Annotated in this window: 21 protein-coding genes and 1 pseudogene; 7 read left to right on the top strand and 15 right to left on the bottom strand. The window is 61.0% G+C overall.

All coding sequences use genetic code 11. The features are described 5' to 3' along the window. Window positions 1-33: 33 nt before the first annotated feature. Entirely contained in the window at window positions 34-648 is a 615-nt protein-coding gene (gene trhA / locus BLT55_RS19080) for a PAQR family membrane homeostasis protein TrhA (protein ID WP_055001446.1), read from the bottom strand. Between the two features lie 121 nt (window positions 649-769). On the opposite strand from trhA, the gene BLT55_RS19085 reads away from it, so the two are divergent. Next, window positions 770-1,696 (top strand): LysR family transcriptional regulator, encoded by a 927-nt coding sequence (locus BLT55_RS19085; RefSeq protein WP_055001445.1) that lies wholly within the window; start codon window positions 770-772, stop codon window positions 1,694-1,696. A gap of 10 nt (window positions 1,697-1,706) precedes the next feature. On the opposite strand, the gene madM is transcribed toward BLT55_RS19085, so the two are convergent. From madM to mdcA, 9 genes are all read right to left on the bottom strand, one after another. After that, window positions 1,707-2,471, bottom strand: coding sequence for a malonate transporter subunit MadM (gene madM / locus BLT55_RS19090; protein ID WP_055001444.1), 765 nt, complete (start codon window positions 2,469-2,471; stop codon window positions 1,707-1,709). A 1-nt stretch (window position 2,472) separates the two neighbouring features. Beyond that, window positions 2,473-2,889, bottom strand: a complete 417-nt coding sequence (madL, locus tag BLT55_RS19095; RefSeq protein WP_055001443.1) for a malonate transporter subunit MadL — start codon at window positions 2,887-2,889, stop codon at window positions 2,473-2,475. 69 nt (window positions 2,890-2,958) lie between these two features. Continuing rightward, the gene (mdcH, locus tag BLT55_RS19100; protein WP_055001442.1) at window positions 2,959-3,894 is read right to left on the bottom strand and encodes a malonate decarboxylase subunit epsilon; all 936 of its coding nucleotides are present in this window, start codon (window positions 3,892-3,894) and stop codon (window positions 2,959-2,961) included. Further along, a complete protein-coding gene (locus tag BLT55_RS19105; protein ID WP_055001441.1) occupies window positions 3,891-4,529 on the bottom strand; it encodes a malonate decarboxylase holo-ACP synthase in 639 nt (212 codons plus the stop codon). Before BLT55_RS19105 ends, mdcH begins: the two co-directional genes overlap by 4 nt. After that, window positions 4,523-5,323: a biotin-independent malonate decarboxylase subunit gamma gene (gene mdcE / locus BLT55_RS19110; protein ID WP_055001440.1), complete on the bottom strand. Its 801-nt coding sequence runs from the start codon at window positions 5,321-5,323 to the stop codon at window positions 4,523-4,525. Before mdcE ends, BLT55_RS19105 begins: the two co-directional genes overlap by 7 nt. Further along, window positions 5,320-6,171 carry a biotin-independent malonate decarboxylase subunit beta gene (locus BLT55_RS19115; RefSeq protein ID WP_055001439.1) on the bottom strand — a complete coding sequence of 284 codons (852 nt, stop codon included), beginning with the start codon at window positions 6,169-6,171 and terminating at the stop codon, window positions 5,320-5,322. The genes mdcE and BLT55_RS19115 overlap by 4 nt, the downstream gene beginning before the upstream one ends. Beyond that, a complete protein-coding gene (locus BLT55_RS19120) occupies window positions 6,164-6,463 on the bottom strand; it encodes a malonate decarboxylase subunit delta (protein ID WP_055001438.1) in 300 nt (99 codons plus the stop codon). Before BLT55_RS19120 ends, BLT55_RS19115 begins: the two co-directional genes overlap by 8 nt. 1 nt (window position 6,464) lies before the next feature. Further along, a complete protein-coding gene (locus tag BLT55_RS19125) occupies window positions 6,465-7,343 on the bottom strand; it encodes a triphosphoribosyl-dephospho-CoA synthase (protein WP_055001437.1) in 879 nt (292 codons plus the stop codon). Beyond that, entirely contained in the window at window positions 7,343-9,019 is a 1,677-nt protein-coding gene (gene mdcA, locus BLT55_RS19130) for a malonate decarboxylase subunit alpha (RefSeq protein ID WP_074800750.1), read from the bottom strand. Before mdcA ends, BLT55_RS19125 begins: the two co-directional genes overlap by 1 nt. A gap of 263 nt (window positions 9,020-9,282) precedes the next feature. Here mdcA and BLT55_RS19135 point away from each other — a divergent pair, with 263 nt between their 5' ends. Further along, complete coding sequence (locus BLT55_RS19135; RefSeq protein ID WP_054999770.1) at window positions 9,283-9,675, top strand: PAAR domain-containing protein; 393 nt, start codon at window positions 9,283-9,285, stop codon at window positions 9,673-9,675. Window positions 9,676-9,910: 235 nt separating this feature from the next. Here BLT55_RS19135 and BLT55_RS19140 read toward each other — a convergent pair whose 3' ends face one another. Then, complete coding sequence (locus tag BLT55_RS19140) at window positions 9,911-10,690, bottom strand: ParA family protein (RefSeq protein ID WP_054999769.1); 780 nt, start codon at window positions 10,688-10,690, stop codon at window positions 9,911-9,913. Between the two features lie 305 nt (window positions 10,691-10,995). Here BLT55_RS19140 and BLT55_RS19145 point away from each other — a divergent pair. Next, window positions 10,996-11,243 (top strand): annotated as a pseudogene (locus tag BLT55_RS19145) (beta-ketoacyl synthase chain length factor); the annotation flags it as partial. Between the two features lie 199 nt (window positions 11,244-11,442). Here BLT55_RS19145 and BLT55_RS19150 read toward each other — a convergent pair. After that, on the bottom strand, window positions 11,443-12,333 hold the full coding sequence (locus tag BLT55_RS19150) for a LysR family transcriptional regulator (protein WP_054999768.1): 891 nt from the start codon (window positions 12,331-12,333) through the stop codon (window positions 11,443-11,445). Window positions 12,334-12,448: 115 nt separating this feature from the next. On the opposite strand from BLT55_RS19150, the gene BLT55_RS19155 reads away from it, so the two are divergent. After that, window positions 12,449-13,705 carry an MFS transporter gene (locus tag BLT55_RS19155; protein ID WP_054999767.1) on the top strand — a complete coding sequence of 419 codons (1,257 nt, stop codon included), beginning with the start codon at window positions 12,449-12,451 and terminating at the stop codon, window positions 13,703-13,705. A 54-nt stretch (window positions 13,706-13,759) separates the two neighbouring features. Here the strand turns inward: BLT55_RS19155 and BLT55_RS19160 are convergent, their stop codons facing one another. Next, complete coding sequence (locus BLT55_RS19160; protein ID WP_054999772.1) at window positions 13,760-14,899, bottom strand: hypothetical protein; 1,140 nt, start codon at window positions 14,897-14,899, stop codon at window positions 13,760-13,762. Between the two features lie 407 nt (window positions 14,900-15,306). Here BLT55_RS19160 and BLT55_RS19165 point away from each other — a divergent pair, with 407 nt between their 5' ends. Genes BLT55_RS19165 through BLT55_RS19175 form a run of 3 tightly spaced genes read left to right on the top strand, consistent with a single transcriptional unit; the run spans window position 15,307 to window position 19,017 of the window. Then, window positions 15,307-16,656: a GntP family permease gene (locus tag BLT55_RS19165; protein ID WP_054999766.1), complete on the top strand. Its 1,350-nt coding sequence runs from the start codon at window positions 15,307-15,309 to the stop codon at window positions 16,654-16,656. After that, window positions 16,657-17,517 (top strand): MurR/RpiR family transcriptional regulator, encoded by an 861-nt coding sequence (locus BLT55_RS19170; protein ID WP_054999765.1) that lies wholly within the window; start codon window positions 16,657-16,659, stop codon window positions 17,515-17,517. A gap of 3 nt (window positions 17,518-17,520) precedes the next feature. Continuing rightward, window positions 17,521-19,017, top strand: coding sequence for an N-acyl-D-amino-acid deacylase family protein (locus tag BLT55_RS19175; RefSeq protein WP_054999764.1), 1,497 nt, complete (start codon window positions 17,521-17,523; stop codon window positions 19,015-19,017). Here BLT55_RS19175 and BLT55_RS19180 read toward each other — a convergent pair. Further along, window positions 18,985-20,166 carry a Fic family protein gene (locus BLT55_RS19180; protein ID WP_054999763.1) on the bottom strand — a complete coding sequence of 394 codons (1,182 nt, stop codon included), beginning with the start codon at window positions 20,164-20,166 and terminating at the stop codon, window positions 18,985-18,987. The two genes, BLT55_RS19175 and BLT55_RS19180, sit on opposite strands and share 33 nt — an antisense overlap. 224 nt (window positions 20,167-20,390) lie before the next feature. Further along, window positions 20,391-21,455 (bottom strand): uroporphyrinogen decarboxylase, encoded by a 1,065-nt coding sequence (gene hemE, locus BLT55_RS19185; RefSeq protein ID WP_007248049.1) that lies wholly within the window; start codon window positions 21,453-21,455, stop codon window positions 20,391-20,393. Window positions 21,456-21,465 lie beyond the last annotated feature (10 nt).

The raw sequence follows: 21,465 nt of genomic DNA on the forward strand, positions 1-21,465 counted from the left end.
TGTGCGTGACAGTTAGCGCTTTAGCCCCCCTCCTCACAGCACATAAAAACAGATCGCCACGAAGTGCATCAGGCTGCCGCCGATCACGAACAGGTGCCAGATGCCGTGAAAGTGGCGGATCTGGTCGTAGGCGAAGAACAGGATGCCGACGGTGTACAGCACGCCGCCGCCCGCCAGCCAGATGAAGCCCGCCGTGCCGAGCGCTGCGATCAGCGGTTTGACGGCCACCAGCACGATCCAGCCCATCACCGCATAGATCACGATGGACATGATCCGCGCCTCGGAGCGGGGTTTTATCTCCTGCAGAATACCGATCAGCGCCAGCCCCCAGACGATGCCGAACAACGTCCAGCCCCACGGCCCGTGCAGGGTCACCAGACAGAACGGTGTGTAACTGCCGGCAATCATCAGGTAGATCGAAAAGTGATCAACCTTCTGCATGATCGATTTCGGGCGACCCTGAACGCTGTGGTAAATCGTCGACACGCTGTATAGCGTGACCAGACACACGCCATAGATCGCCATGCTGACCACTTTCCAGACATCGCCGTGCAGACTCGCCATCAGCAGTAACCAGATCGCGCCGACCGCTGCCAGCACTGCGCCGATCAAGTGTGACCAGGCGTTGAATTTTTCTCCGTGGTACATCCGAGTATTGCCCTCTTGTCGCGAAACACTGATTGCAGAGGCTCCGGTTTATTGAAACAAAGCGCAACGTATCTGTCAGTACAGGGCACAATCCGTTCACATAAACGATAAGCGCCACGACATGCAGATCGATGACGAACTCACCCTGAAGAAACTGGAAATATTCCTCGCGTTCATGCGCACCGGCAATCTGGCCCGTGCGGCGGAGGCGTTGCAGACCAGTAACGTCAGCGTCCACCGTGCCATTCATTCCCTGGAAAGCGCCCTGCGCTGCCCGCTGTTCAAGCACGAAGGGCGTAACCTGACGCCGCTGGAAAGCGCTTATGTGCTGGAAGAACGCGCTCAGAAACTGGTGCAGGATGTGCTCGCCACCGTGGAACTGACCCGTCAGGCGGCGGGCTTTTCGGCAGCACGATTCCGGCTCGGGGCGTTGTATTCGCTAACAGTAAAGACCGTGCCGCAGTTGATCATGGGCTTGAAGATCCGCCGCAGCGAGCTGAATATCGACCTGATTCTGGGCTCGAACATCGACCTGCTCTACAAGCTCAAGAACATGGAAGTCGACGCCATGCTGGTGGCGCTGGACGAGAGCACCAATGACCCGGATTGCGAGCATCTGGCGCTGTTTTCCGATGACATCTTTCTCGCCGTCCCTACCGACTCGCCCTTCGCCGAACGCCACGAAGTCGACCTGAGCGACCTGCGTGAAGCGACGTTCATCACCCTGACCCAGGGCTTCGCCACCCACCGCGACGGCATACGGGTTTTTCAGCAGGCCGGGTTCGAGCCCAAGGTGGCGATGCAGGTCAATGACATCTTCACCCTGCTGAGCATGGTCAGCTCCGGCGTCGGCTATGCGCTGCTGCCGGGGCGTATCGCAGCGGTCTATGAAAACCGCGTGCGCCTGATCCCGTTGCAAAGCCGCTACCGCATGCAGCAACACATCGGCATGGTCTTTCTCAAGTCCAAAGAGCGCGATCCCAACCTGCTGGCGCTGGTGGCCGAATGCCGGATGTATGCGAATCGCCTGTTGGAGCAGGCGATCTGATCGACACTGTCTAACCCACGATAGCGCGCACAAGGAAATACAACACCGACGGCCCGAGCAGGCAGCCCAGCCCGGTGTGGAAGGTGGCAGTCAGCGCGCCGTAAGGCACAAGACGCCGATCGGTCGCCGCCAGCCCTGCGGTGACGCCGCTGACGGTGCCGGCCAGGCCGCCAAAGACCATCGCCGAGCGCGGGTTGTCCAGCCCCATCCAGCGCGCAGCCATCGGTGTGCCGACCATCACCAGAATGGCTTTGATCAGGCCAGTGGCAATCGACAGTGCCATCACATCGGAGGTCGCGCCCAACGCAGCGCCGGTCACCGGGCCGACGATATAGGTCACCGCGCCCGCGCCGATGGTGGTCATGCTGATTGCATCGCGATAGCCAAACACCCAGGCAATGCTCGCACCGACGATAAATGGCAGAATCGTACCCAGCAGCAGGGCAATCACGCCGATCAGCCCGGCTTTGCGGGCTTCGGTGGCCTGCACTTCAAAGGCGGTGGCGACGATGGCGAAGTCACGCAGCATCGCCCCGCCCATCAGGCCAATGCCGGAGAACAGTGTGATGTCGGCCAGCCCCTTCTGGCCACCGGTCAAGGTGCCGCCGACCCAGGCCAGAATCAGGCCAATGACGATGGCAATCGCCGAGCCATGTACGCGGCCAAACGTCAGGCGTTTTGACAGCACCACAGAGACCCACATGATGATGCCGACGAAGGCGAAAGCGGTGATCAGGCCGTTGTGCTCAAGTCCCTTCTCGATAAGTGGCCACATATCAACGTCCCCCGGCCGGGTTGATTACCGGGGTCAGCAACTGCTCATCCTTGGGCAAAGGCTCACCCCGATTGGTGCGGCTGATCAGTGCGATGGTGCAGGCACACAGCACTACTGAACCGACCGCGGCCAGCACGGCCACAGGTCCGCCCTTCAAGGCGGTCACGACGTTCTGTTGCGCCGCCATCGCGACCACCACCGGAATGTACAGCGCGCCCCAGAAACCGACGCCCATTTCGCAGTCCTTGCTCATGCCGCCGTGTTTTTCCATCCACAAACGCGCGCAGATCAGCAGGATCATGGCGATCCCGACCCCGCCCACGTTGGATTTGACGCCCAGCAGAACGCCGAGCATGTCGCCGAGAATCACGCCCGCGAGGGTGCAGCTAGCCAGTAGTGCAACACCGTAGATAATCATTGTTGTTATTCCTCTGTTCGCATTGCTGAGGTTGTTGTTTTTGTCCTTCGTAGCATCTGCATGGCGCCTCTATCGGCTGCGGCTGCCCTCCTCTCGCGACAGCGCGAGCAGACTGTCCAGACGCGCCGCCTGAAAGGCCAGCGCCGTTCCCTGCTGAAAAACCTTGCGCGCCAGCCCGGTCAGTACCGAACCGGGCGGCAGCTCAATGTGCAGGCGCACACCGCGTTCGTAGGCGGTTTCCACGGTGCTGCGCCAGTCGATGACCCGGCACATGTTGAACGCCAGATCCTCACGCAGCTTTTCGGCGCTCAGCAGCGGCCGCGCCGTGCTGCCACTGAGGTAGCGCACCTTCGGCACTTTCAGTTCGATGCGTGAAAACGCATCGGCCAGTTGCTGCGCGGGCGCGTCCAGCAAAGCGCAATGTGACGGCACGCTGACTGCGAGGCGCTTGACGGCTGCGGCCCCCGCCGCCTTGGCCAGTTGCCCGACCTGTTGCATCGCCTCGAAGCTGCCTGCGATGACCATCTGTTTGTCGGCATTGATATTGGCGAGGAACACCGGGGTTTTCGGGCTGTGTACCTGGCCGATCATCGTCTCGACCTGTGCTTGATCCAGGCCGATGACCGCGGTCATGCCGTAGCCCTCGGGGTAAGTGCTCTGCATCAGTTCGCCGCGCAACGCGACCAGCCGCACGGCATCGTCGAAGGCCAGCGCGTCACCGATGACAGCGGCTGGATAGGCGCCGATAGACAGCCCTGCGACGTAATCCGGCACACAGTCACGCGCCTGCAACAGCCGGGCGCAGGCGACACCGGCGATCAGCAGGCAAAGCTGCACGGCGCGTGTCGATTGCAGTGCCTGAGAGGTGTCCAGCGCCAGAACATGTTCACCGAGCGCGTCGGCAGACTCTTGCAGGCAATCGCGAACCACCGGGTCGTCGGGCAACTGATGCAGCATGCCTGCCTGCTGCGCGCCCTGGCCGGGAAACACCCAAATGCTGCTCATGCGCAGGCCTCGGCCAGATGCCATGGGTCGCTCACCAGCCGCGCACCGCTGACGGTCTTGAGCAGCACTCTTCCCACTGGCCGCGCCCATTCGCGCAATGCCACCGCGCCTTGATCAAGCTGGAGCTGAACATCGACGCGACAGACCGCTGTGTCCAGTGCTTCGACCAGCTCGGCAGCACTTTGCCGGGTGAACGGCACGGGGCTGCGCAGAATCAGGTCCAGATCGCTGTCCTGATGCAGCGCTGGAAAACCGCTGGCCAACTCAAACCCGGCACTGCCGCAAATACCCCAGCCCCGCTCCAGCGCATCCATTACCGGACGGACCTGGCGCAGGGCGCGCAGCGCTGGCCAGTCCTGAATGTGCTCGCTTGGGCAATAGATCAATTGTTCGGGAGTCACCCGGCGATAAACATCAGCCAGCGACATGACCGCGCCATAGCGCTGCTCACGTCCCCGGCCGCGTAACCCCACGGCGACCTGACCGGCTGGCATGGTCTGGCGACGTACCACCACCGGCTGCCCCGCCAGCACCGTATCGACCGCCCATTGGGGCGCATCGTCCGGCAAGGCCGACAGCGGCATGCCCCACAACAAATCATGGGGCAGCACGGCGAATACGTGATCGATCACCATTGCGCCCGCATCATCTGACGCACGTGTGCCGACGCCGCACGGTGGCTCGCGCCAAGGCGACTGCTCAGGTCGACGCCGCTAGCCTGCACGTCCTTGATCGCGCTGCTCAGCACAGCGCGCACCTGGGCCAGGTCATCCGCAGCGGGCTGTTCGATCTGGCTGACAGACAGGGTTTCCCACAGCAGGCCGAGGCTGGCGTAGCTGTCGATGTCGTAGGCCATCGGCGGGATGCTGGCGGCGAGTCTTTCCAGGTCCTCGACACTGCGCTGGGTGACGCGCGCGGCCGAGGCCTTGCCCATCGCGTGCACCATCACGCCGGGATCACGCAGTGCGATCAACCGATTGGCTTGATAGCCGTGCGCCAGAAATGCGCCGGACATTGCCTTGCCAACCAGCAAGCCAATCACCGGATGCCCGGCCAGCCGCGCTCGCGCATAGCTGTCCACCGCACCGGCCAGCGCCTGATGAATGCCGAGCGCTTCTTCGCGACGCCCATACGCCTGGCTCGGCACATCAACAATCGCAATCAGTGCACGTTTTTCGGCGCGCTCGCGATCCTGTTCGATGGCATCGTCCACTGCCCTGGCCAGCCCCCAGCCTTCCAGCAAGCCGACCTCGCCTTGGCGCGCCCGAGGAAAGCGGTTGTCCGCGTCGGCAACCACTGCCACAAAGCGCACCGGCTGCGCACCCAGCAGGCCATCGGCCACTTTAAGCGAGGCAGGCAGACCGCTGACTTCGCTCGCGTCTGCGCTCAACGCGTTGAACCAGTTCAAACCCCGTTGTGAATGGCTCATGACCGGGCTCCTTGATAAAGAGTGCGCACACATTGCGCGTCGATTTGCGGTTCAGCGTCGAGGCTGGCCAAGCGTTGCAGGAACAACTCGTGTTGACCGCTGCGATGCGTTGCCGGTACGCCTTGTTTGAGCCAGTCGCTGACCTGTTGACGGATACCGGCAACATCGTCGGCGGCAAAACCGTCCACCAGATCGCTGGCGAAACGCTGCTCGCCACCGGTCAGACTCCAGATAAACGGCCGGTCGCGGGAGTCGTATTCTTCGATGCCCGCTTCTTGCTCGATCACCTGCGGGCCGTTGAGGCCAAGTCGGGCTTCCTGGGTCACCAATAAATAGCTGCACAAACCGGCAGCGATCGACATCCCGCCAAAACAGCCGACGCTGCCCGCCACCACGCCGATCACCGGCTGGTACTGGCGCAGGTCGACCATCGCGGCATGAATCTCGGCAATCGCCGCCAGACCCAGATTGGCTTCCTGCAAACGCACCCCGCCGGTTTCCAGCAACACAATGGCCGCGGTGGGAATGCCGTTGCGGTTGTCTTCGGCGGCCAGCTCCAGCGCACCGGCCATTTTCGCGCCGCCGACTTCGCCCATGCTGCCACCCTGAAATGCACCTTCGATGGCGGCGATCACCACGGGTCGTCCGTCAACGGTGCCTTTGCCGACCACGACGCCATCATCGGCCTGCGGCACGACGCCTTGCATCGCCAGCCAGGGCGACATGACGCGATCGAACGGGCCGAGCAATTCCCGAAAGCTGCCTGCATCCACTAGGGCGCGGGCGCGTTGGCGCGCACCAAGTTCGATGAAGCTGTGCTGGCTCAGCAAACGTGCGTTATCAGTCATGGTCGATCTCCTCGAAGCCCTGCTCCAGACGCAGGCGCACCACTCCGGGCGTTGCGCCGAAGTCATGAATATCGATGCTCAGCGCGGGCGGGGTCTGACCGTCGAACATGCGCTCGAACAAGTGCTTCCAGCGCAGCGAGGCACCGTTGACCGAGGTCACCACCTGAATCGACAATTTGCCTGGCTGACCCGGCTCCAGCAGTACTTCAAGATCACCGGAACCGACCACACCCACCAGCGCTCGGCCTTTGGGCGGCTGTCCGGCGGGGAATTCAAAAGACAGGGTTTCCATTTCAGGCACTCCTCGATACAGGGCCGAGCGCAGGCTCCAGGCCATCGATGAAAAGGCAGGCGGCGAGCAGATCAGCCGCTCCGCCAGGCGAAGCATTCAGGGCCAGCAGTTGTTGATCCAGTTGGTTCAGTGCACGGCGACCGGCCAGGCTGGCACTGCCGCCGACGTCCAGCACGCGTTGCGCGCCGCGCTGCATGGCGTTCAGCCCTTCGATACCGGAGCGATGCAGTACGCAGGTGTCGGTCAGGCCGGTCATGATCGCCAGCAGCGCGTCGAGCCGAGCGTTCTGTTCACCACAGCCTGCCGTACGACTGCGCTGCAATTGCGGCAGCGCACGCTGGGTCACGGCAGGAAAGCCCTGCTGCGCCTGCTCGCGGGCGCCCATGACCCCGTAGCGACGCACCGCTTCACTGCCGTTGCTGCTTTTTTGCGCAGGCACGTGTCGATCCGGGATCAACGCCAGACGTGCTGCACGCCGACAGACTGCTTCAGGCCCGCAGTTTTGTGGGTCGAGCGCTGCGGCGGTCACCAGCAGGCCCAACGCCCAGATCGCGCCACGGTGAGTATTCACCCCGCCCGTGGTGCGCAACATGACGACCTCACCTTCGCGCCCCAGTTGGCCCAGCGCCTCACGCAGCGTCTGGTCCACGGTGCCGAAATGCGCCGCAGCCTCGGCCATCAGCTTGAACGTCGGCCATAACGAGAGCGCCGAGGAATGCATCAGTCCCAGGTGCAGGTCGGTGTGCGCGCCGCTGCCACGCCGGTCCACCAGTGCGGGCTTGGGCGACAGGTCAGCCTCGGCGATCAGTGCGTCGACGGCCAGATCAGCCAGTCGTTCGGCCAGCGAAGCCGATTGCGGTGTCAGTTGAAGTGCGCTCATCACCAGCTCCTGAATTTGGCAGGCGGGTTGTAGAGACCGCCGGACCACTGAACCAGATCGGCAATGCTCTTGGCGGCCAACAGTTCGCGGCTGGCGTCGGTGCGCCGGATGCCAAGGTCTTCGGGCAGGGCGATCAGGCCTTCGCGGCGCATGCGGGCGGTGTCTTTCGGGTTGTGGCGCAAGCCGATCACGGTCACGCCTGCTACCGCCGCAATCATTGCCTGACGCTCTTCCAGGCTGCGCGCCTTGTAGAGGTAGGCGATGCCTTCTTCGGTGAGCAAATGGGTGACGTCGTCGCCGTAGATCATGATCGGGGCCAGCGGCATGCCGCTTTTCTTCGCCACTTCAACGGCATCCAGCGTTTCGACGAAGGTCGGTTTGCCGCCCTCCTGGAAGGTCTCGACCATCTGCACCACGAGTTTTTTGCCGCGTTCCAGATAGGCCGCCGGGCCGTCCTCGTTCTGTTGGCGCATGTCCAGCCAGGCCGGGGTGGCATGACGTCGTCCGCGCGGGTCATGGCCCATGTTCGGCGCACCGCCAAAACCGGCCAGGCGGCCCCGGGTGACGGTCGAGGAATGCCCGTCGCCATCGACCTGCAAGGTCGCGCCGATGAACAGGTCCACGGCATACTGGCCGGCCAACTGACAGAGTTGCCGGTTGGAACGCAGCGAGCCGTCGCGCCCGGTGAAGAACACATCCGGGCGGGCGGCAATGTAGTTTTCCATGCCCAGCTCGGTGCCGAAGCAATGCACGCTCTCGACCCAGCCGCTCTCGATGGCCGGAATCAGGGTCGGATGCGGGTTGAGCGTCCAGTTACGGCAGATCTTGCCTTTGAGCCCCAGCGACTCGCCGTAGGTCGGCAGTATCAGTTCGATGGCGGCGGTGTTAAAGCCGATGCCATGGTTCAGCGACTGGACATTGTGTTTCTCGTAGATGCCGCGAATTGCCATCATTGCCATCAGCACGTGCACCGGCTTGATGTGGCGCGGATCGCGGGTGAACAGCGGTTCGATGTAAAACGGCTTGTCGGCGACCACCACGAAGTCGACCCACGAGGCGGGAATGTCGACCCGTGGCAGCTCGCTGACGTCATCCACCAGTTTGTTGACCTGAACGATAACAATGCCATCGCTGAACGCAGCCGGCTCGATCAGTGCGGGGGTATCTTCGGTGCTCGGGCCGGTGTAAATGTTACCGGCCCGGTCAGCCATGAAGCCTGCGGCCAGCACCACATTGGGGATCAGGTCCACTACCAGCCGCGCATACAGTTCGATGTAGGTGTGAATCGCACCGACTTCAAGCAGGCCATCTTCCAGCAACTGGCTGATGCGCAGGCTTTGTGTGCCGGCAAACGAGAAGTCCAGCTTGCGGGCGATGCCCTGCTCGAACAGGTCCAGATGCTCGGCGCGGCCGACGCTGGGCATGATCATGTGCAGGTCATGCACCTTGCCCGGATCGACTTTGGCCAGCGCGCGGGACAGGAAGTCCGCCTGTTTCTGGTTATTACCCTCGAGCACCACCCGATCCCCGGAAACCAGCAAGGCCTCCAGCGCCGCGACAATCTTGTCGGTCGGCAACACCACGCCGTCGGCCAGCGCCCGCACCTGCTGCAGACGCCGCTGTTTCTCGGTGCGACGACGTGTCCAGCGTGCGTCGGGGGAAGTTGTTGTTGTCATGATCGCTCCACGATTGTGCTGTCGTGCGTCACCTTAGGAGCGATGGGCGTCGGGCATCAATCAAGCAGCGAGGCGGATCGTTACGGCTGGAGTAACGATGGGCGAAACGACGTTTTTTCATTGGCCGTTCGTGGCGTTCGTAACATTGGCGAAACGCCCTGCCGATCTTCGCGTAGGACCTGTCTGCAAGTGGCTTTCGTCGCCCCCGAACCACGGATTTGCACCTAGCCTTCAGGTTTCCAGAACCGAGAGGACGGGCTGTCATGTCATTCATTGTCAGGGAAGGAGATTCAACGACCACCGGCGGCTTTGTGCTGAACGGGTCGGCAAGCGAAGTCATCGACCAGCGCCGAGTGGCCCGCATGGGGGATCCGGTGTGGTGCCCGGCGTGCACGAACATCGGCTTCATCGCTCAAGGCAACCCGACGTATGTCGACGACCTGGTAGCGGTCGCCACCCAAGGTCATGCCGTTGAATGCGGCTGCACACCCGGCAGTAACCGCCTGACCGCATCGCAGGAACACGTCCAGGCCGACATGGACGCTGCTGTCACCATTTCCACAGAACTGGCCTCGGCCGCGCGGCTGAATGCCGAGCATCTGGCCCGCTCACTCAGAGACGGCAGCTACACGCCTGAGGTGCTCAAGCCGCGATGATTTCTGTGTCTGAGCGTTATGCATAAGTCCTGAGATGCTCATAGATTGGCTTCTGCCCGCAGGGCGTGGGAGCGGACCGGGCGACGCTTCGCTTGTTCGCGAATACGGTAGTTCAGACGATACATTTTCTGTGACTATACCGGCCCTTTCGTGAACAAGTTCACTCCCACGGCCTTCGGCCAGAATCAAAAGCAGACTTGTGTATACGCTGAGTGCTAAGCGCGATGCATGCCCATCACGGATGGGCATTGGTTTCCAGCAGGTGATGCAGGTCAACGAACTGTTGTGTCAGTTTGTGCCGTGGGTCGAGGTGGATCAGGGGCAGGTTGGCTTGATGGGATTCGCGCATTTTCACCGAGGCATTGAGGTAGACCGGCAGCACCGGCAGGCCCTCGGCGATCAGTTCGTCGAGTATCTGCTGTGGCAGGCTGGCCCTTGGCTGGAACTGGTTGACGATTATGCCCTCGACCAGCAGATCCTCGTTGTGATCTTCTTTCAGCTCGTCGATTTCGCGCATCAGGCCGTACAGCGCCTCACGGGAGAAGCTATCGCAGTCAAACGGGATCAACACGCGATCCGACGCAATCAACGCCGAAACCGCATAGAAATTCAGCGCAGGCGGCGTGTCCAGGTAAATCCGCTCGTAATCTTCGCTCAATTCGTCCAGCAGTTTGCGCAGCTTGTTGATCTTGTGTTTGGCCTCAAGCTTGGGTTGCAGGTCGGCCAGCTCGGCGGTGGCCGTTACCACATGCAGGTTGTCAAACGGCGTTTCGTAGATGTCGACATGGTTCTTCTTGGCGAACGGCGCCGCCGCCAGCGTGTTCTTGAAGAACTCGGCAATGCCCATCGGAATGTCGTCGCCGGTAAGGCCGGTGAGGTATTGAGTCGAGTTGGCTTGCGCATCGAGGTCAATCAACAGTGTCCGATAGCCTTCGTGAGCGCTGACTGCAGCCAGATTGCAGGCGATGCTGGATTTGCCGACACCACCCTTCTGATTGAATACCACGCGACGCATGCTTGGACTCCTTGAAGATGAAGAAACAGCGAGAGTGGCCGATAACGACCTTAAGGAGATCGATTTTAGGCAACACATATGACAACCGAGAGCTTAACGTAAAACAGCATGTGTCTGGTCGTCATACGCAAAACCGGCAAAGGTCCTCCAAAACCGACCTTATTAAAGCACTTTTATGTAACAGATTTTCCAGTCGTGACCCCATCAGGATAATGCGCGCACTCGGTCAGATACCGCACCCAGGCTCACATCGCCCTGATAATGATGTAGCGAGAAACAGGCCCGCAGGGGCGGGAAGAGAAAACTTGATCACCTTCAACATTGCACGATGGCATGCCTGGGCTCCTGGCCTGGCGAGTGTGGACGACTGGCGGCAATGGAGCCACCATCCGACGCTGCTTGAAACCGGTGACGAAGCGCCAGACGTGTCTTTTCTTCCTGCAATGCAACGCCGACGCCTGGGCCGCATGGCGCGCATGGCATTTGCCGTTGGCTGGCCGCTGAAGAGCCGCTTTCACCAACCCAGTTCAGTTTGTCAGTGCATAACGCGTTGGGTTGAGTCCTCTAGCGCCACTCGTTCATCACGCTCACTATCATGCGACGCTACGCGTCCGGTCTTGACTCTGAAATGCATCGTTTGAGCGACCGTCTTCGCGGACAAGTCCGCTCCCACTGGAGAGGGAGAAACGATCACTCGACTATCGTGCGACGCTCCGCGTCGCATGCCGTTCTGGACGCTCTGCGTCCGATCCTCAACCGACGTTGCGCGTCAAGAGTTCGGTAAACGCCTTGGCCATCGGTGACTGTTCGTCCTTGCGTTGCACCAGCCACACCGCGCTGGTCGCGCCGGGGTCGAGGACATTGCGGTAGACCACGCTGTCGATGCGCATTCTTCGGTAGGATGCAGGCAGCACGGTCACGCCCAATCCGGCCGCGACCAGGCCGATGATGGTCATGACTTCCCCCGCTTCCTGAGTAATCAACGGGCTGAAACCGGCGGCACGTGCCAGGCTCAGGACCTGCGCGTAAATACCGCTGCCATAGGTGCGCGGAAAGAACACGAACGGCTCGGCGGCCAGCGCCGCCATGTAGATGCCGTCCTCAGTGCTGGCCGCCAGCGGATGGTCAGCGCGCATGATTGCTACCAGTGGCTCGTTCAGCAGTTCGAACACCACCAGTGAATCGGGCAATGCCAGCGGGCGCATGATGCCGACCTGTATGCTCCTGTCTTCAAGCCCGGCGGCCACTTCCTGGCTGGTGATTTCGGTCAGGGTCAGGTGCACGTCTGGGTAGGCCTGACGAAACGCGAAGATCGCCTGCGGGATGCTCGACGTAAACGGCGCCGACGACGTAAAGCCGATTTTCAGCTCACCGATTTCGCCCAGTTGCGCACGCCGTGCGACATCCGTGGCTTTGTCGACTTGCGCCAGCACCAACCGCGCCTCATCCAGAAACAACCGCCCGGACTCACTCAATTCGACACGCCGGTTGGTGCGCTCGAACAGTCGAGTACCCAGCTCCTGCTCCAGCGCCTGAATCTGCTGGCTGAGTGGCGGTTGAGAAATGCCCAGCGCCAGCGCCGCACGGCCGAAGTGCAGCTCTTCGGCAACCGCGATGAAGTAACGCAGATGGCGCAATTCCATGCAGCCTCCATTAAGTCGTTTTACCTATCAAACAGGTCGAACAATATATTGGATGGAATGATTAGCGAGCTATATGATTTTTTCACTGCTTGCCCCATCGTGCCCGAGGTCTCCCTTGAATCCTGCCGTCGCCCCGCCCGTCACTGACCTGAACGCGTCCACCGAACCGTCTGGCGACCGCTATATCGAAAAAAACACGCCGCTGTTCAAACGCACCGCACTGGCATTATTCGCGGGCGGGTTCTCGACCTTCACCCTGCTGTATTGCGTTCAGCCGATGATGCCGACGCTGTCCAGCGAGTTTTCTCTCTCTGCGGCTCAGAGCAGCCTGATCCTGTCGGTCGCCACGGCCATGCTCGCCATCGGCCTGCTGATCACCGGCCCTATATCCGACCGGCTCGGGCGCAAGTCGGTGATGGTCATGGCGCTGTTCTGCGCGTCGCTGTTCACCATCGCCAGCGCATTGATGCCCAGCTGGGAAGGCGTGCTCATCACCCGGGCACTGGTCGGTCTTTCACTGAGCGGACTGGCAGCGGTGGCGATGACTTACCTGAGCGAAGAAATACACCCCGCACACCTCGGTCTGGCGATGGGGTTGTATATCGATGGCAGTGCGGTCGGCGGCATGAGCGGCCGACTGATCGTCGGGGTGTTGATTGATTATGTCAGTTGGCACGCGGCGATGCTGGTGGTCGGCGGGCTGGCGCTGATCGCTGCCGTGGTGTTCTGGAAAATCCTCCCGGAATCGCGCAACTTCCGCGCCCGCTCGCTGCACCCGCGCAGCTTGTTGAACGGCTTTGTCGTGCAGTTTCGAGATGCCGGGTTGCCGCTGCTGTTCCTGGTCGGGTTTCTGCTGATGGGCGCGTTCGTCACCCTGTTCAACTACATTGCCTACCGCCTGCTGAGCGAACCCTACAACCTCAGCCAGGCGGTGGTCGGTGTGTTTTCGGTGGTGTACCTGTCGGGTATCTACAGTTCAGCGAAAATCGGCTCGCTGGCCGACCGTCTGGGTCGCCGCAAGGTGCTATGGTCAGTGATCGTCATGATGCTGGCGGGGCTGACCCTGACGCTGTTCACTCCGCTGCCGCTGGTAATCATCGGTGTGCTGATCTTCACCTTCGGCTTCTTCGGCGCACATTCGGTAGCCAGCAGTTGGGTAGGCCGCCGGGCCACCACCGCCAGAGGCCAGGCCGCGTCGCTGTACCTGTTCTGCTATTACGCAGGCTCCAGCGTAGCCGGCACCGGCGGCGGAGTGTTCTGGCATTACGCCGGCTGGAACGGCATCGGGCTGTTTGTCGGTGTGTTGCTATTGATGGCACTGGGTGTGGCATTGAGATTGGCGAGGTTGCAGCCGCTGGGGGCGAGGGTCTAGTCATCTTTCAGGCACTGGCGCAGGCTCTTTCACCAACGGTGCTCATGCCGCTTTTTAATTCCTGGGTGGGGATATCGTATCTTTCCAGCCAGGAACCAACCGCGAATTTTCCACAATAACTCGACAGCGCTTACCCGTTGCATTGCGGCAATTGCTGAGTGCTTTTTGCCGGGCTGTCTTGATTGAGCGCGCACCGTAATACCAGAAGATCCCATCTGCCTCTGCGGACTTTGCCATGGCTTTCTCGGTAACCCTCAGAAGATACGCCTCCGCTTCTGTACGGTCTGCCGGGGTCAGTTTTGAAAGCAGCGGCATTAACCCGTCATCGTCCATGGCAGGCAGACGGTGGGCTTTTAAAAAGTCCTCGATATGGGGCTTTATAAACTTGCTGGCCTCGTCTTTGAACAGCGTATGCCCGTTGTTACCAAACGGTGGAAGTGCAACGTATTCAGCGTCACCACCCTGCGAGCGATAGCCATCGACCATTCGCGCGACCAGATCGGGGCCAAAATAGGGATCGTTTTCGGCATACAGCCAGAGCGTTGGCGTTGGGTTATGGCTGCCGAAACGGGTGAAGTTTCTGACAAGGTCCGTTTTATACAACGAGCAATTGGCGTCAGGAGAACCCACTGTGGAGTAGTGATAAACGCCGCCGGAGATATTGATCACGGCTGTCAACGGATGTTCCGATTGAGCAGCCAGGTCCAGCATGGAAGCGCCGCCTATCGAAATCCCTACACCCAGAGCTACGGATGGATCGACATCCGGGCGCTTGCGAAGAGTGGCCAATGCGGCGCCCAGCTCTTTTCCATGCGTATCGAGAAATCGGGCCACGTCGGGATTGGTGCAGTTTCCGGCTTCATCGATGAAGCGTCCGGTCGAGCGGCCATAGCCGGGCCATACAACTGATACAGCGAGCCAGCCCCGATGCGCAAAATCGTGCGCGATGTGGGCAAGCCAGTCGGCATGTGCATCCGATTCGTGGGGCGCGGCAGCGCCGTTCACGATCAGTGCAATGGGGAACTTCCCGGCGCGCAAAGGGCGGACAATCAGTGCTTCGATTTTCTCGTGGCGGGCGCCGACTTGAATCGGCAGAAGGAGTTGCTCTTCACGCACTGCCGAGTCTGCACAAGACTGGCTTGCATACACTGTCAAAGCAATTACAAAGGCTATCAGATGTCGCATCGATTGCATGATGGAAAACCCGCCTGCGTGCTCATGAGGTCTCGCCAAGCTAAACCAGATCGTCGCCTGCGGCTCGTGAAACTCTCGAACATTGGTTCTTCGAAACGCTTCGTCAAGCCGGTCGCCTAACGCCTGCCCGTTATCTCTGATGCCAAGACGGCTCAGGCGGAACACTTGCCTGAGCGAACCAGAAAAAGAAACTTATTTTCATATATTTGTTTATATCCAGTTTTCGTGTAATTTATTTTCATCACGAAAACAGAGATAAAAATAATGAATACCTGTGATCGCCTTGGACCCTTGCTGCACCCTTTTCTAGCGTCATCCCTGCCGAGTACTCACGGGTCGCCTTCAGGTTGACGGCCTCAGCCGTTGCCGTTGCGCCCTCGCCTGTCCCTTTGCAAGGAATCGCCGCTATGTCGCCGTCACCCGGTATGTCGCTGTTGGTCTACGCCGCTGTCGCCATCATTGCCTTGATCGTGCTGATCGCACGCTATCGTCTCAATCCGTTTATTGTCATTACGCTGGTTTCGGTCGGTCTGGCGCTGGTTGCCGGGATGCCGGCCAGTGGTGTGGTCGCCTCTTATGAAGCGGGGGTCGGCAAAACGCTGGGGCACATTGCGCTCGTCGTAGCGCTGGGCACCATGCTCGGCAAGATGATGGCCGAGTCCGGCGGTGCCGAGCAGGTGGCGCGTACGTTGATTGATCGCTTCGGTGAGCGTAACGCGCACTGGGCCATGGTCTGCATTGCGTTCCTGGTCGGCTTGCCGCTGTTTTTCGAAGTGGGCTTCGTGCTGCTGGTGCCGATTGCCTTTACCGTGGCGCGCCGTGTCGGGGTGTCAATTCTGATGGTCGGCCTGCCGATGGTCGCCGGCCTGTCGGTCGTGCACGCGCTGGTGCCGCCGCACCCGGCGGCGATGCTGGCCGTGCAGGCGTATCAGGCGTCGGTCGGGCAAACCCTGTTCTACGCCATTCTGATCGGCATCCCCACGGCCATCATCGCTGGCCCTGTGTATGCAAAATTCATCGTGCCGCGCATCCATTTGCCCGCCGATAACCCGATGGCGAAGCAGTTTCTCGACCGCGAACCCCGCGCAAAGCTGCCCAGCTTCGGCCTGACCATGGCGACCATTCTGCTGCCGGTAGTGCTGATGTTGTTGGGCGGCTGGGCCAACCTGATCAGCACGCCGGGCAGTGCGTTCAATGGCTTTCTGCTGTTCATCGGTAACTCGGTGATCGCTCTGCTGCTGGCCACGCTGCTGAGTTTCTGGACGCTGGGCATCGCTCAGGGTTTCAATCGCGACTCGATTCTGAAATTCACCAATGAATGCCTGGCGCCTACCGCCAGCATCACCTTGCTGGTCGGTGCCGGTGGCGGCTTGAACCGCATTCTGATCGACAGCGGCGTGACCAACCAGATTGTCGGTCTGGCGCAGGACTTTCACTTGTCGCCTTTGTTGATGGGCTGGTTGTTCGCGGCATTGATGCGCGTGGCAACAGGCTCGGCGACGGTGGCGATGACCACTGCGTCGGGGATCGTGGCACCGGTGGCGCTAGGCCTGGGTTATCCGCACCCCGAGTTGCTGGTGCTGGCGACGGGCGCAGGTTCGGTGATCTTTTCCCACGTCAACGACGGCGGTTTCTGGCTTATCAAGGAATACTTCAACATGACTGTGGCACAAACATTCAAGACCTGGACGGTACTGGAGACACTGATTTCGGTCGTCGCCTTTGCTTTGACGCTGGGCCTGGCGCAGGTGCTTTAAGTGGACATTCTGTACCAGATACGGGCCCGTCAGGACTCACTCAGCGCGGGCGAAGGCCGGATCGCCAAACTGTTGCTCAGCGATATTGCCTTTGCCGCGAGTGCCAGCCTGGACGAGCTGGCCAACCGCGCCGAGGTCAGCAGTGCCACGCTGTCGCGCTTCGCCCGCAGCATCGGTTGCCGTGACCTGCGCGACTTGCGGCTGCAACTGGCCCAGGCCAGCGCGGTGGGCAGTCGCTTTCTCAACCCGGAACAGGCTCCGGAGCAATCGGCTTTCTTCACCCGGATTGTCGGCGACATCGAAGCCACGCTGCGCCAGCACCTGGCAGGGTTCGATGCATCACGTTTTGCGGCGGCCGTGGCCTGTGTCGCCGATGCACGCATGATTCATAGGTTTGGCATGGGCGGTTGCTCCAGCCTGTGCAGCGAGGAACTGCAAACCCGCCTGGTGCGCCTCGGCTACCCGGTCGCCGCCTGCCGCGACCCGGTGATGATGCGCATGATTGCCGCCACACTCGACCCAAAACACAGCCTGATCGTCTGCTCACTCAGCGGGCGCACGCCAGAACTGCTCGACGCAGTAACCCTGGCGCGCAGCTACGGCGCTCGCGTGCTGGCCATCACCTTGCCTGACTCACCGCTGGCGCAACTGGCCGAGGTGGTGCTGCCGCTGCAAATTGCTGAAACCAATTTCATCTATAAACCCACGGCGGCGCGCTACGGCATGCTGCTCACCATTGATGTGCTGGCCACTGAACTGGCGTTGCTCAGCCCTGAAGACAATCAGGAGCGGCTGCGCCGGATCAAGCTTGCGCTGGATGAATACCGCGGCGGCGAAGACGGCCTGCCGCTGGGAGACTGAACCATGCTTTATGACCTGATCATTCGCGACGCGCTGGTCATCGATGGCAGCAATAGGCCCGGCGTGCGCACTGATGTGGCAATCAGTGACGGACGTATTCAGCGCATCGGCAGCCTGATCGAGACCCGTGCGCGAGAAGAGATCAACGCAGCGGGGCGCGTGCTGGCTCCTGGCTTTATCGACGTGCACACCCACGACGACACGGTGGTCATTCGCAAACCCGAGATGCTGCCCAAGATCAGCCAGGGCGTAACGACGGTGATCGTCGGCAACTGCGGGATCAGCGCATCACCGGTCTCGCTGCGCGGCAATCCGCCCGACCCGATGAATCTGCTCGGCGATGCGGCGGCGTTCGTCTATCCGCGCTTCGCCGACTATCGCGCCGCCGTGGCCAACGCCCAGCCCGCCGTGAACGTTGCCGCCCTGATTGGGCATACGGCGTTGCGCAGCAATCACATGGATGACTTGCTGCGTAGCGCCAGCCCGGCAGAAATCGCCGCGATGCGCGAACAGTTGCGCGACAGCCTGGAAGCCGGGGCGCTGGGTTTGTCGACCGGCCTGGCCTACGCCTCGGCCTTCTCGGCCGCCACCGGCGAAGTCAAACAACTGGCTGAAGAGCTGACGGCGTTCGGAGCGGTCTACACCACCCATTTGCGCAGCGAATTCGAACCGGTGCTAGAGGCGATGGCGGAGGCATTCGATATCGGCCGCCATGCGCGCTCGCCGGTGGTCATTTCCCACCTGAAATGCGCGGGCGCAGGTAACTGGGGCCGCAGTCCGCAGCTGCTGGCAGCGCTGGAGAAAGCTGCGCAAGACCATCCGGTCGGCTGCGATTGCTACCCTTATGCGGCCAGCTCTTCGACGCTGGACCTCAAACAGGTCACTGACGCTTTCCGCATCACCATCACTTGGTCAACGCCGCACCCGGATCAGGGTGGCCGGGACCTGAAGGACATTGCTGCCGACTGGGGGCTGTCATTGCAGGACGCCGCCCGCACGTTGCAGCCCGCAGGCGCGGTGTATTACGGCATGGATGAGGGTGACGTCGAACGCATCATGGCGCACCCGCTGTCGATGATCGGCTCCGATGGCCTTCCCGAAGACCCGTTTCCCCATCCGCGCTTGTGGGGCGCCTTCCCCCGGGTGCTCGGCCATTTCAGCCGTGACAAAGGGCTGTTTGCGCTGCACACAGCCGTGCACAAAATGACCGGGCTCTCGGCAGCACGCTTTGGCCTGCACGAGCGCGGCCTGATTCGCGAAGGTTATTGGGCGGATCTGGTGTTGTTCAACCCGCACACCGTGCGCGACGTGGCGGATTTCAAAGACCCCCAACGGGCAGCAGAAGGCATTGACGGCGTGTGGGTCAACGGACAGTTGAGCTATGCCGATGGCAAACTTCAGGGCCAGCGTCAAGGCAGATTCCTGCCTCGTAGCGGGTCATTGGTGGGGGGCTTTGCGGAGGCACATTTACCAGAGGTAGGGAAACAGGAACTCGATTGAGTGCCGGGAGAGATTCAGCGATACCGGCTTGCGACCGTCCAGCGTGATCAGGCCTTCTTTGGCCATCTGGCTCAGCAGACTGCGCGTGGTGCGCTCGCCGACGCCCAGGCGCGCCTGGAGATCGGCGCGCTGCTGGTCGCCCTGATAGAGCAATGTCTTGTAAACATCTCGGGCCTCGATCCGAAGCTCAGGCAGAGTCTCGCCTTTGCTGTCCGAAAGCGCACGACGACTGCGCATCTCGAAATACACGTCGATCCGCTCGCTGAGCCTTTCCGGCTCGAGCTGCGCGCTGAAGTATTGCACCTGATCCAGAGCAGTCTCCGCGAAGAAACGGGTCCAGCGCAACAGGCCGCTATCCGAGAGCTCGCCACGGCCGTCCAGTTCGCCTTTGCGGGGATGGTCGGCGGCGCCAAGCATCTCGTAGTACGTGCCAACGTTGCGAGCAAATCCACGACTCATGAACCACAAGCCATACCCACCAAAGCCGGCAGCCTTGAGATACTGGTCCGTGAACAGTCGGCCGGTACGGCCGTTACCGTCCATGAACGGATGAATCCACATCAGCCGATGGTGCGAGGCCGCAGCAGCAAAAAAACGTGAGAGGCCGTGAATCCAGTCCAAGCGGTACATGCGCGCAAAGTCGTTCAGGTACGTCTGCATCTGCTCGACGGCTGGCGGGATGTGCTGACCGATGCGAACGCCCAAGTGCCGGAGTTCGCCGGGCACCATGCGCACAATATCGCCTTTCTCGTTCAACTGAATATCCAGCATCTCCTCCGGCGCGCCACTATAGAACTCGCGGTGCAGACGTGAGATAGCGCTTTTCGTGCACACGTCGACCGGGTTGATCGGGTCGTCGCTGAGCCGGCGCTGGGCTTCAATAAGGCGCTTCACCTCCTGCAGGTCCTTGGTGCTCCGGACCTCCTGAACACCGGCCTCGGCACGCAGAATGTCGGCCGGAATCGTGGAATTGCCCTCGATCTTGTTGCTGTAGTAAGAGTTCACCACCCGCAGCAGATTCATCATCGGCAAGCGCAGCGGGCCGGGGATCTTCGCGTGGAGGGCCGCGTCTAGCCGCATGATCTGGACGACCTGATCCTGTAACTCATCGGGAGCTTTATCTTGGGGGATATACGGCGTGAATGCCATTTGCCGATTTTCTACCGTGCTTCAAGCCTTTATTTAAAGGACCCAGGTGACTTTAAACCGGTTATTTTTGCCGGTTCGTTTGCCGACAATCTATCATTCTTTATATAAACGGGCACTGTCGCCGGATTACTAGCTGTCAGACGTCAGGATCGTCAAGAGGAATAGCCTTTCCTATTCCCCTCGACCGGTTCAACTCTCAAAAACCGATACGACCAGCCCGGCGATTACTGATGATACTGCGCCGACAACTCATGCACCGCTTCAATGAAGGCACCGGCATTGGCCGGGTCGACTTCAGGGGTGATGCCGTGGCCAAGGTTGAAGACGTGGCCGGTGCCGCTGCCGTAGCTGGCGAGGATGCGCGCGACTTCCTTGCGGATGGCTTCCGGACGGGCGTAGAGCACGGTCGGGTCCATGTTGCCTTGCAGCGACACTTTGCTGCCCACGCGCTGACGTGCTTCGCCGATGTCGCAGGTCCAGTCAAGGCCGAGGGTATCGGCACCGATGTCGGCGATGCTTTCCAGCCACAGGCCGCCGCCTTTGGTGAAGACGATGACCGGCACCTTGCGCCCGTCATGTTCGCGAATCAGGCCGTTGACGATCTTGCGCATGTACGCCAGCGAAAACTCCTGATACGCCGCCGAAGACAGGCTGCCGCCCCAGCTGTCGAAGATCTGCACCGCCTGGGCACCGGCAAGAATCTGGCCGTTAAGATACGAGGTCACCGACTGCGCCAGCTTGTCCAGCAACAGGTGCATGGCTTGTGGGTTGTCATAAAGCATGGCCTTGGATTTGCGGAAGTCCTTGGAGGAACCGCCTTCGACCATGTAGGTCGCCAGGGTCCATGGGCTGCCGGCAAAGCCGATCAGCGGCACACGGCCGTTGAGTTCGCGGCGGATGGTGCTGACTGCGTCCATCACGTAACCCAGGTCTTTCTGCGCATCTGGGATCGGCAGGGCTTCGATGTCAGCCAGCGAACTGACGGTTTTCTTGAAGCGCGGGCCTTCGCCGGTTTCGAAATACAGGCCCAGGCCCATCGCGTCGGGAATGGTCAGGATGTCGGAAAACAGGATCGCCGCATCCAGCGGATAGCGATCCAGCGGCTGCAACGTGACTTCACAGGCGAACTGCGGGTTCTTGCACAGGCTCATGAAATCCCCGGCACTGGCGCGGCTGGCGCGGTATTCCGGCAGGTAACGGCCTGCCTGACGCATCATCCATACCGGTGTGACGTCTACGGGTTGCTTGAGCAAAGCGCGAAGGAAACGGTCGTTCTTCAGGGCAGTCATGTCGGCATCC

It is taken from the genome of Pseudomonas cannabina (genome assembly GCF_900100365.1).
In the GTDB taxonomy this organism is placed as follows: domain Bacteria; phylum Pseudomonadota; class Gammaproteobacteria; order Pseudomonadales; family Pseudomonadaceae; genus Aquipseudomonas; species Aquipseudomonas cannabina.

What these genes read in the sequence shown, in the direction of transcription:
- trhA (WP_055001446.1), bottom strand. Translation starts at nt 648, where the DNA reads ATGTACCACGGAGAAAAATTCAACGCCTGGTCACACTTGATCGGCGCA.
- BLT55_RS19085 (WP_055001445.1), top strand. Translation starts at nt 770, where the DNA reads ATGCAGATCGATGACGAACTCACCCTGAAGAAACTGGAAATATTCCTC.
- madM (WP_055001444.1), bottom strand. Translation starts at nt 2,471, where the DNA reads ATGTGGCCACTTATCGAGAAGGGACTTGAGCACAACGGCCTGATCACC.
- madL (WP_055001443.1), bottom strand. Translation starts at nt 2,889, where the DNA reads ATGATTATCTACGGTGTTGCACTACTGGCTAGCTGCACCCTCGCGGGC.
- mdcH (WP_055001442.1), bottom strand. Translation starts at nt 3,894, where the DNA reads ATGAGCAGCATTTGGGTGTTTCCCGGCCAGGGCGCGCAGCAGGCAGGC.
- BLT55_RS19105 (WP_055001441.1), bottom strand. Translation starts at nt 4,529, where the DNA reads ATGGTGATCGATCACGTATTCGCCGTGCTGCCCCATGATTTGTTGTGG.
- mdcE (WP_055001440.1), bottom strand. Translation starts at nt 5,323, where the DNA reads ATGAGCCATTCACAACGGGGTTTGAACTGGTTCAACGCGTTGAGCGCA.
- BLT55_RS19115 (WP_055001439.1), bottom strand. Translation starts at nt 6,171, where the DNA reads ATGACTGATAACGCACGTTTGCTGAGCCAGCACAGCTTCATCGAACTT.
- BLT55_RS19120 (WP_055001438.1), bottom strand. Translation starts at nt 6,463, where the DNA reads ATGGAAACCCTGTCTTTTGAATTCCCCGCCGGACAGCCGCCCAAAGGC.
- BLT55_RS19125 (WP_055001437.1), bottom strand. Translation starts at nt 7,343, where the DNA reads ATGAGCGCACTTCAACTGACACCGCAATCGGCTTCGCTGGCCGAACGA.
- mdcA (WP_074800750.1), bottom strand. Translation starts at nt 9,019, where the DNA reads ATGACAACAACAACTTCCCCCGACGCACGCTGGACACGTCGTCGCACC.
- BLT55_RS19135 (WP_054999770.1), top strand. Translation starts at nt 9,283, where the DNA reads ATGTCATTCATTGTCAGGGAAGGAGATTCAACGACCACCGGCGGCTTT.
- BLT55_RS19140 (WP_054999769.1), bottom strand. Translation starts at nt 10,690, where the DNA reads ATGCGTCGCGTGGTATTCAATCAGAAGGGTGGTGTCGGCAAATCCAGC.
- BLT55_RS19150 (WP_054999768.1), bottom strand. Translation starts at nt 12,333, where the DNA reads ATGGAATTGCGCCATCTGCGTTACTTCATCGCGGTTGCCGAAGAGCTG.
- BLT55_RS19160 (WP_054999772.1), bottom strand. Translation starts at nt 14,899, where the DNA reads ATGCAATCGATGCGACATCTGATAGCCTTTGTAATTGCTTTGACAGTG.
- BLT55_RS19165 (WP_054999766.1), top strand. Translation starts at nt 15,307, where the DNA reads ATGTCGCCGTCACCCGGTATGTCGCTGTTGGTCTACGCCGCTGTCGCC.
- BLT55_RS19175 (WP_054999764.1), top strand. Translation starts at nt 17,521, where the DNA reads ATGCTTTATGACCTGATCATTCGCGACGCGCTGGTCATCGATGGCAGC.
- BLT55_RS19180 (WP_054999763.1), bottom strand. Translation starts at nt 20,166, where the DNA reads ATGGCATTCACGCCGTATATCCCCCAAGATAAAGCTCCCGATGAGTTA.
- hemE (WP_007248049.1), bottom strand. Translation starts at nt 21,455, where the DNA reads ATGACTGCCCTGAAGAACGACCGTTTCCTTCGCGCTTTGCTCAAGCAA.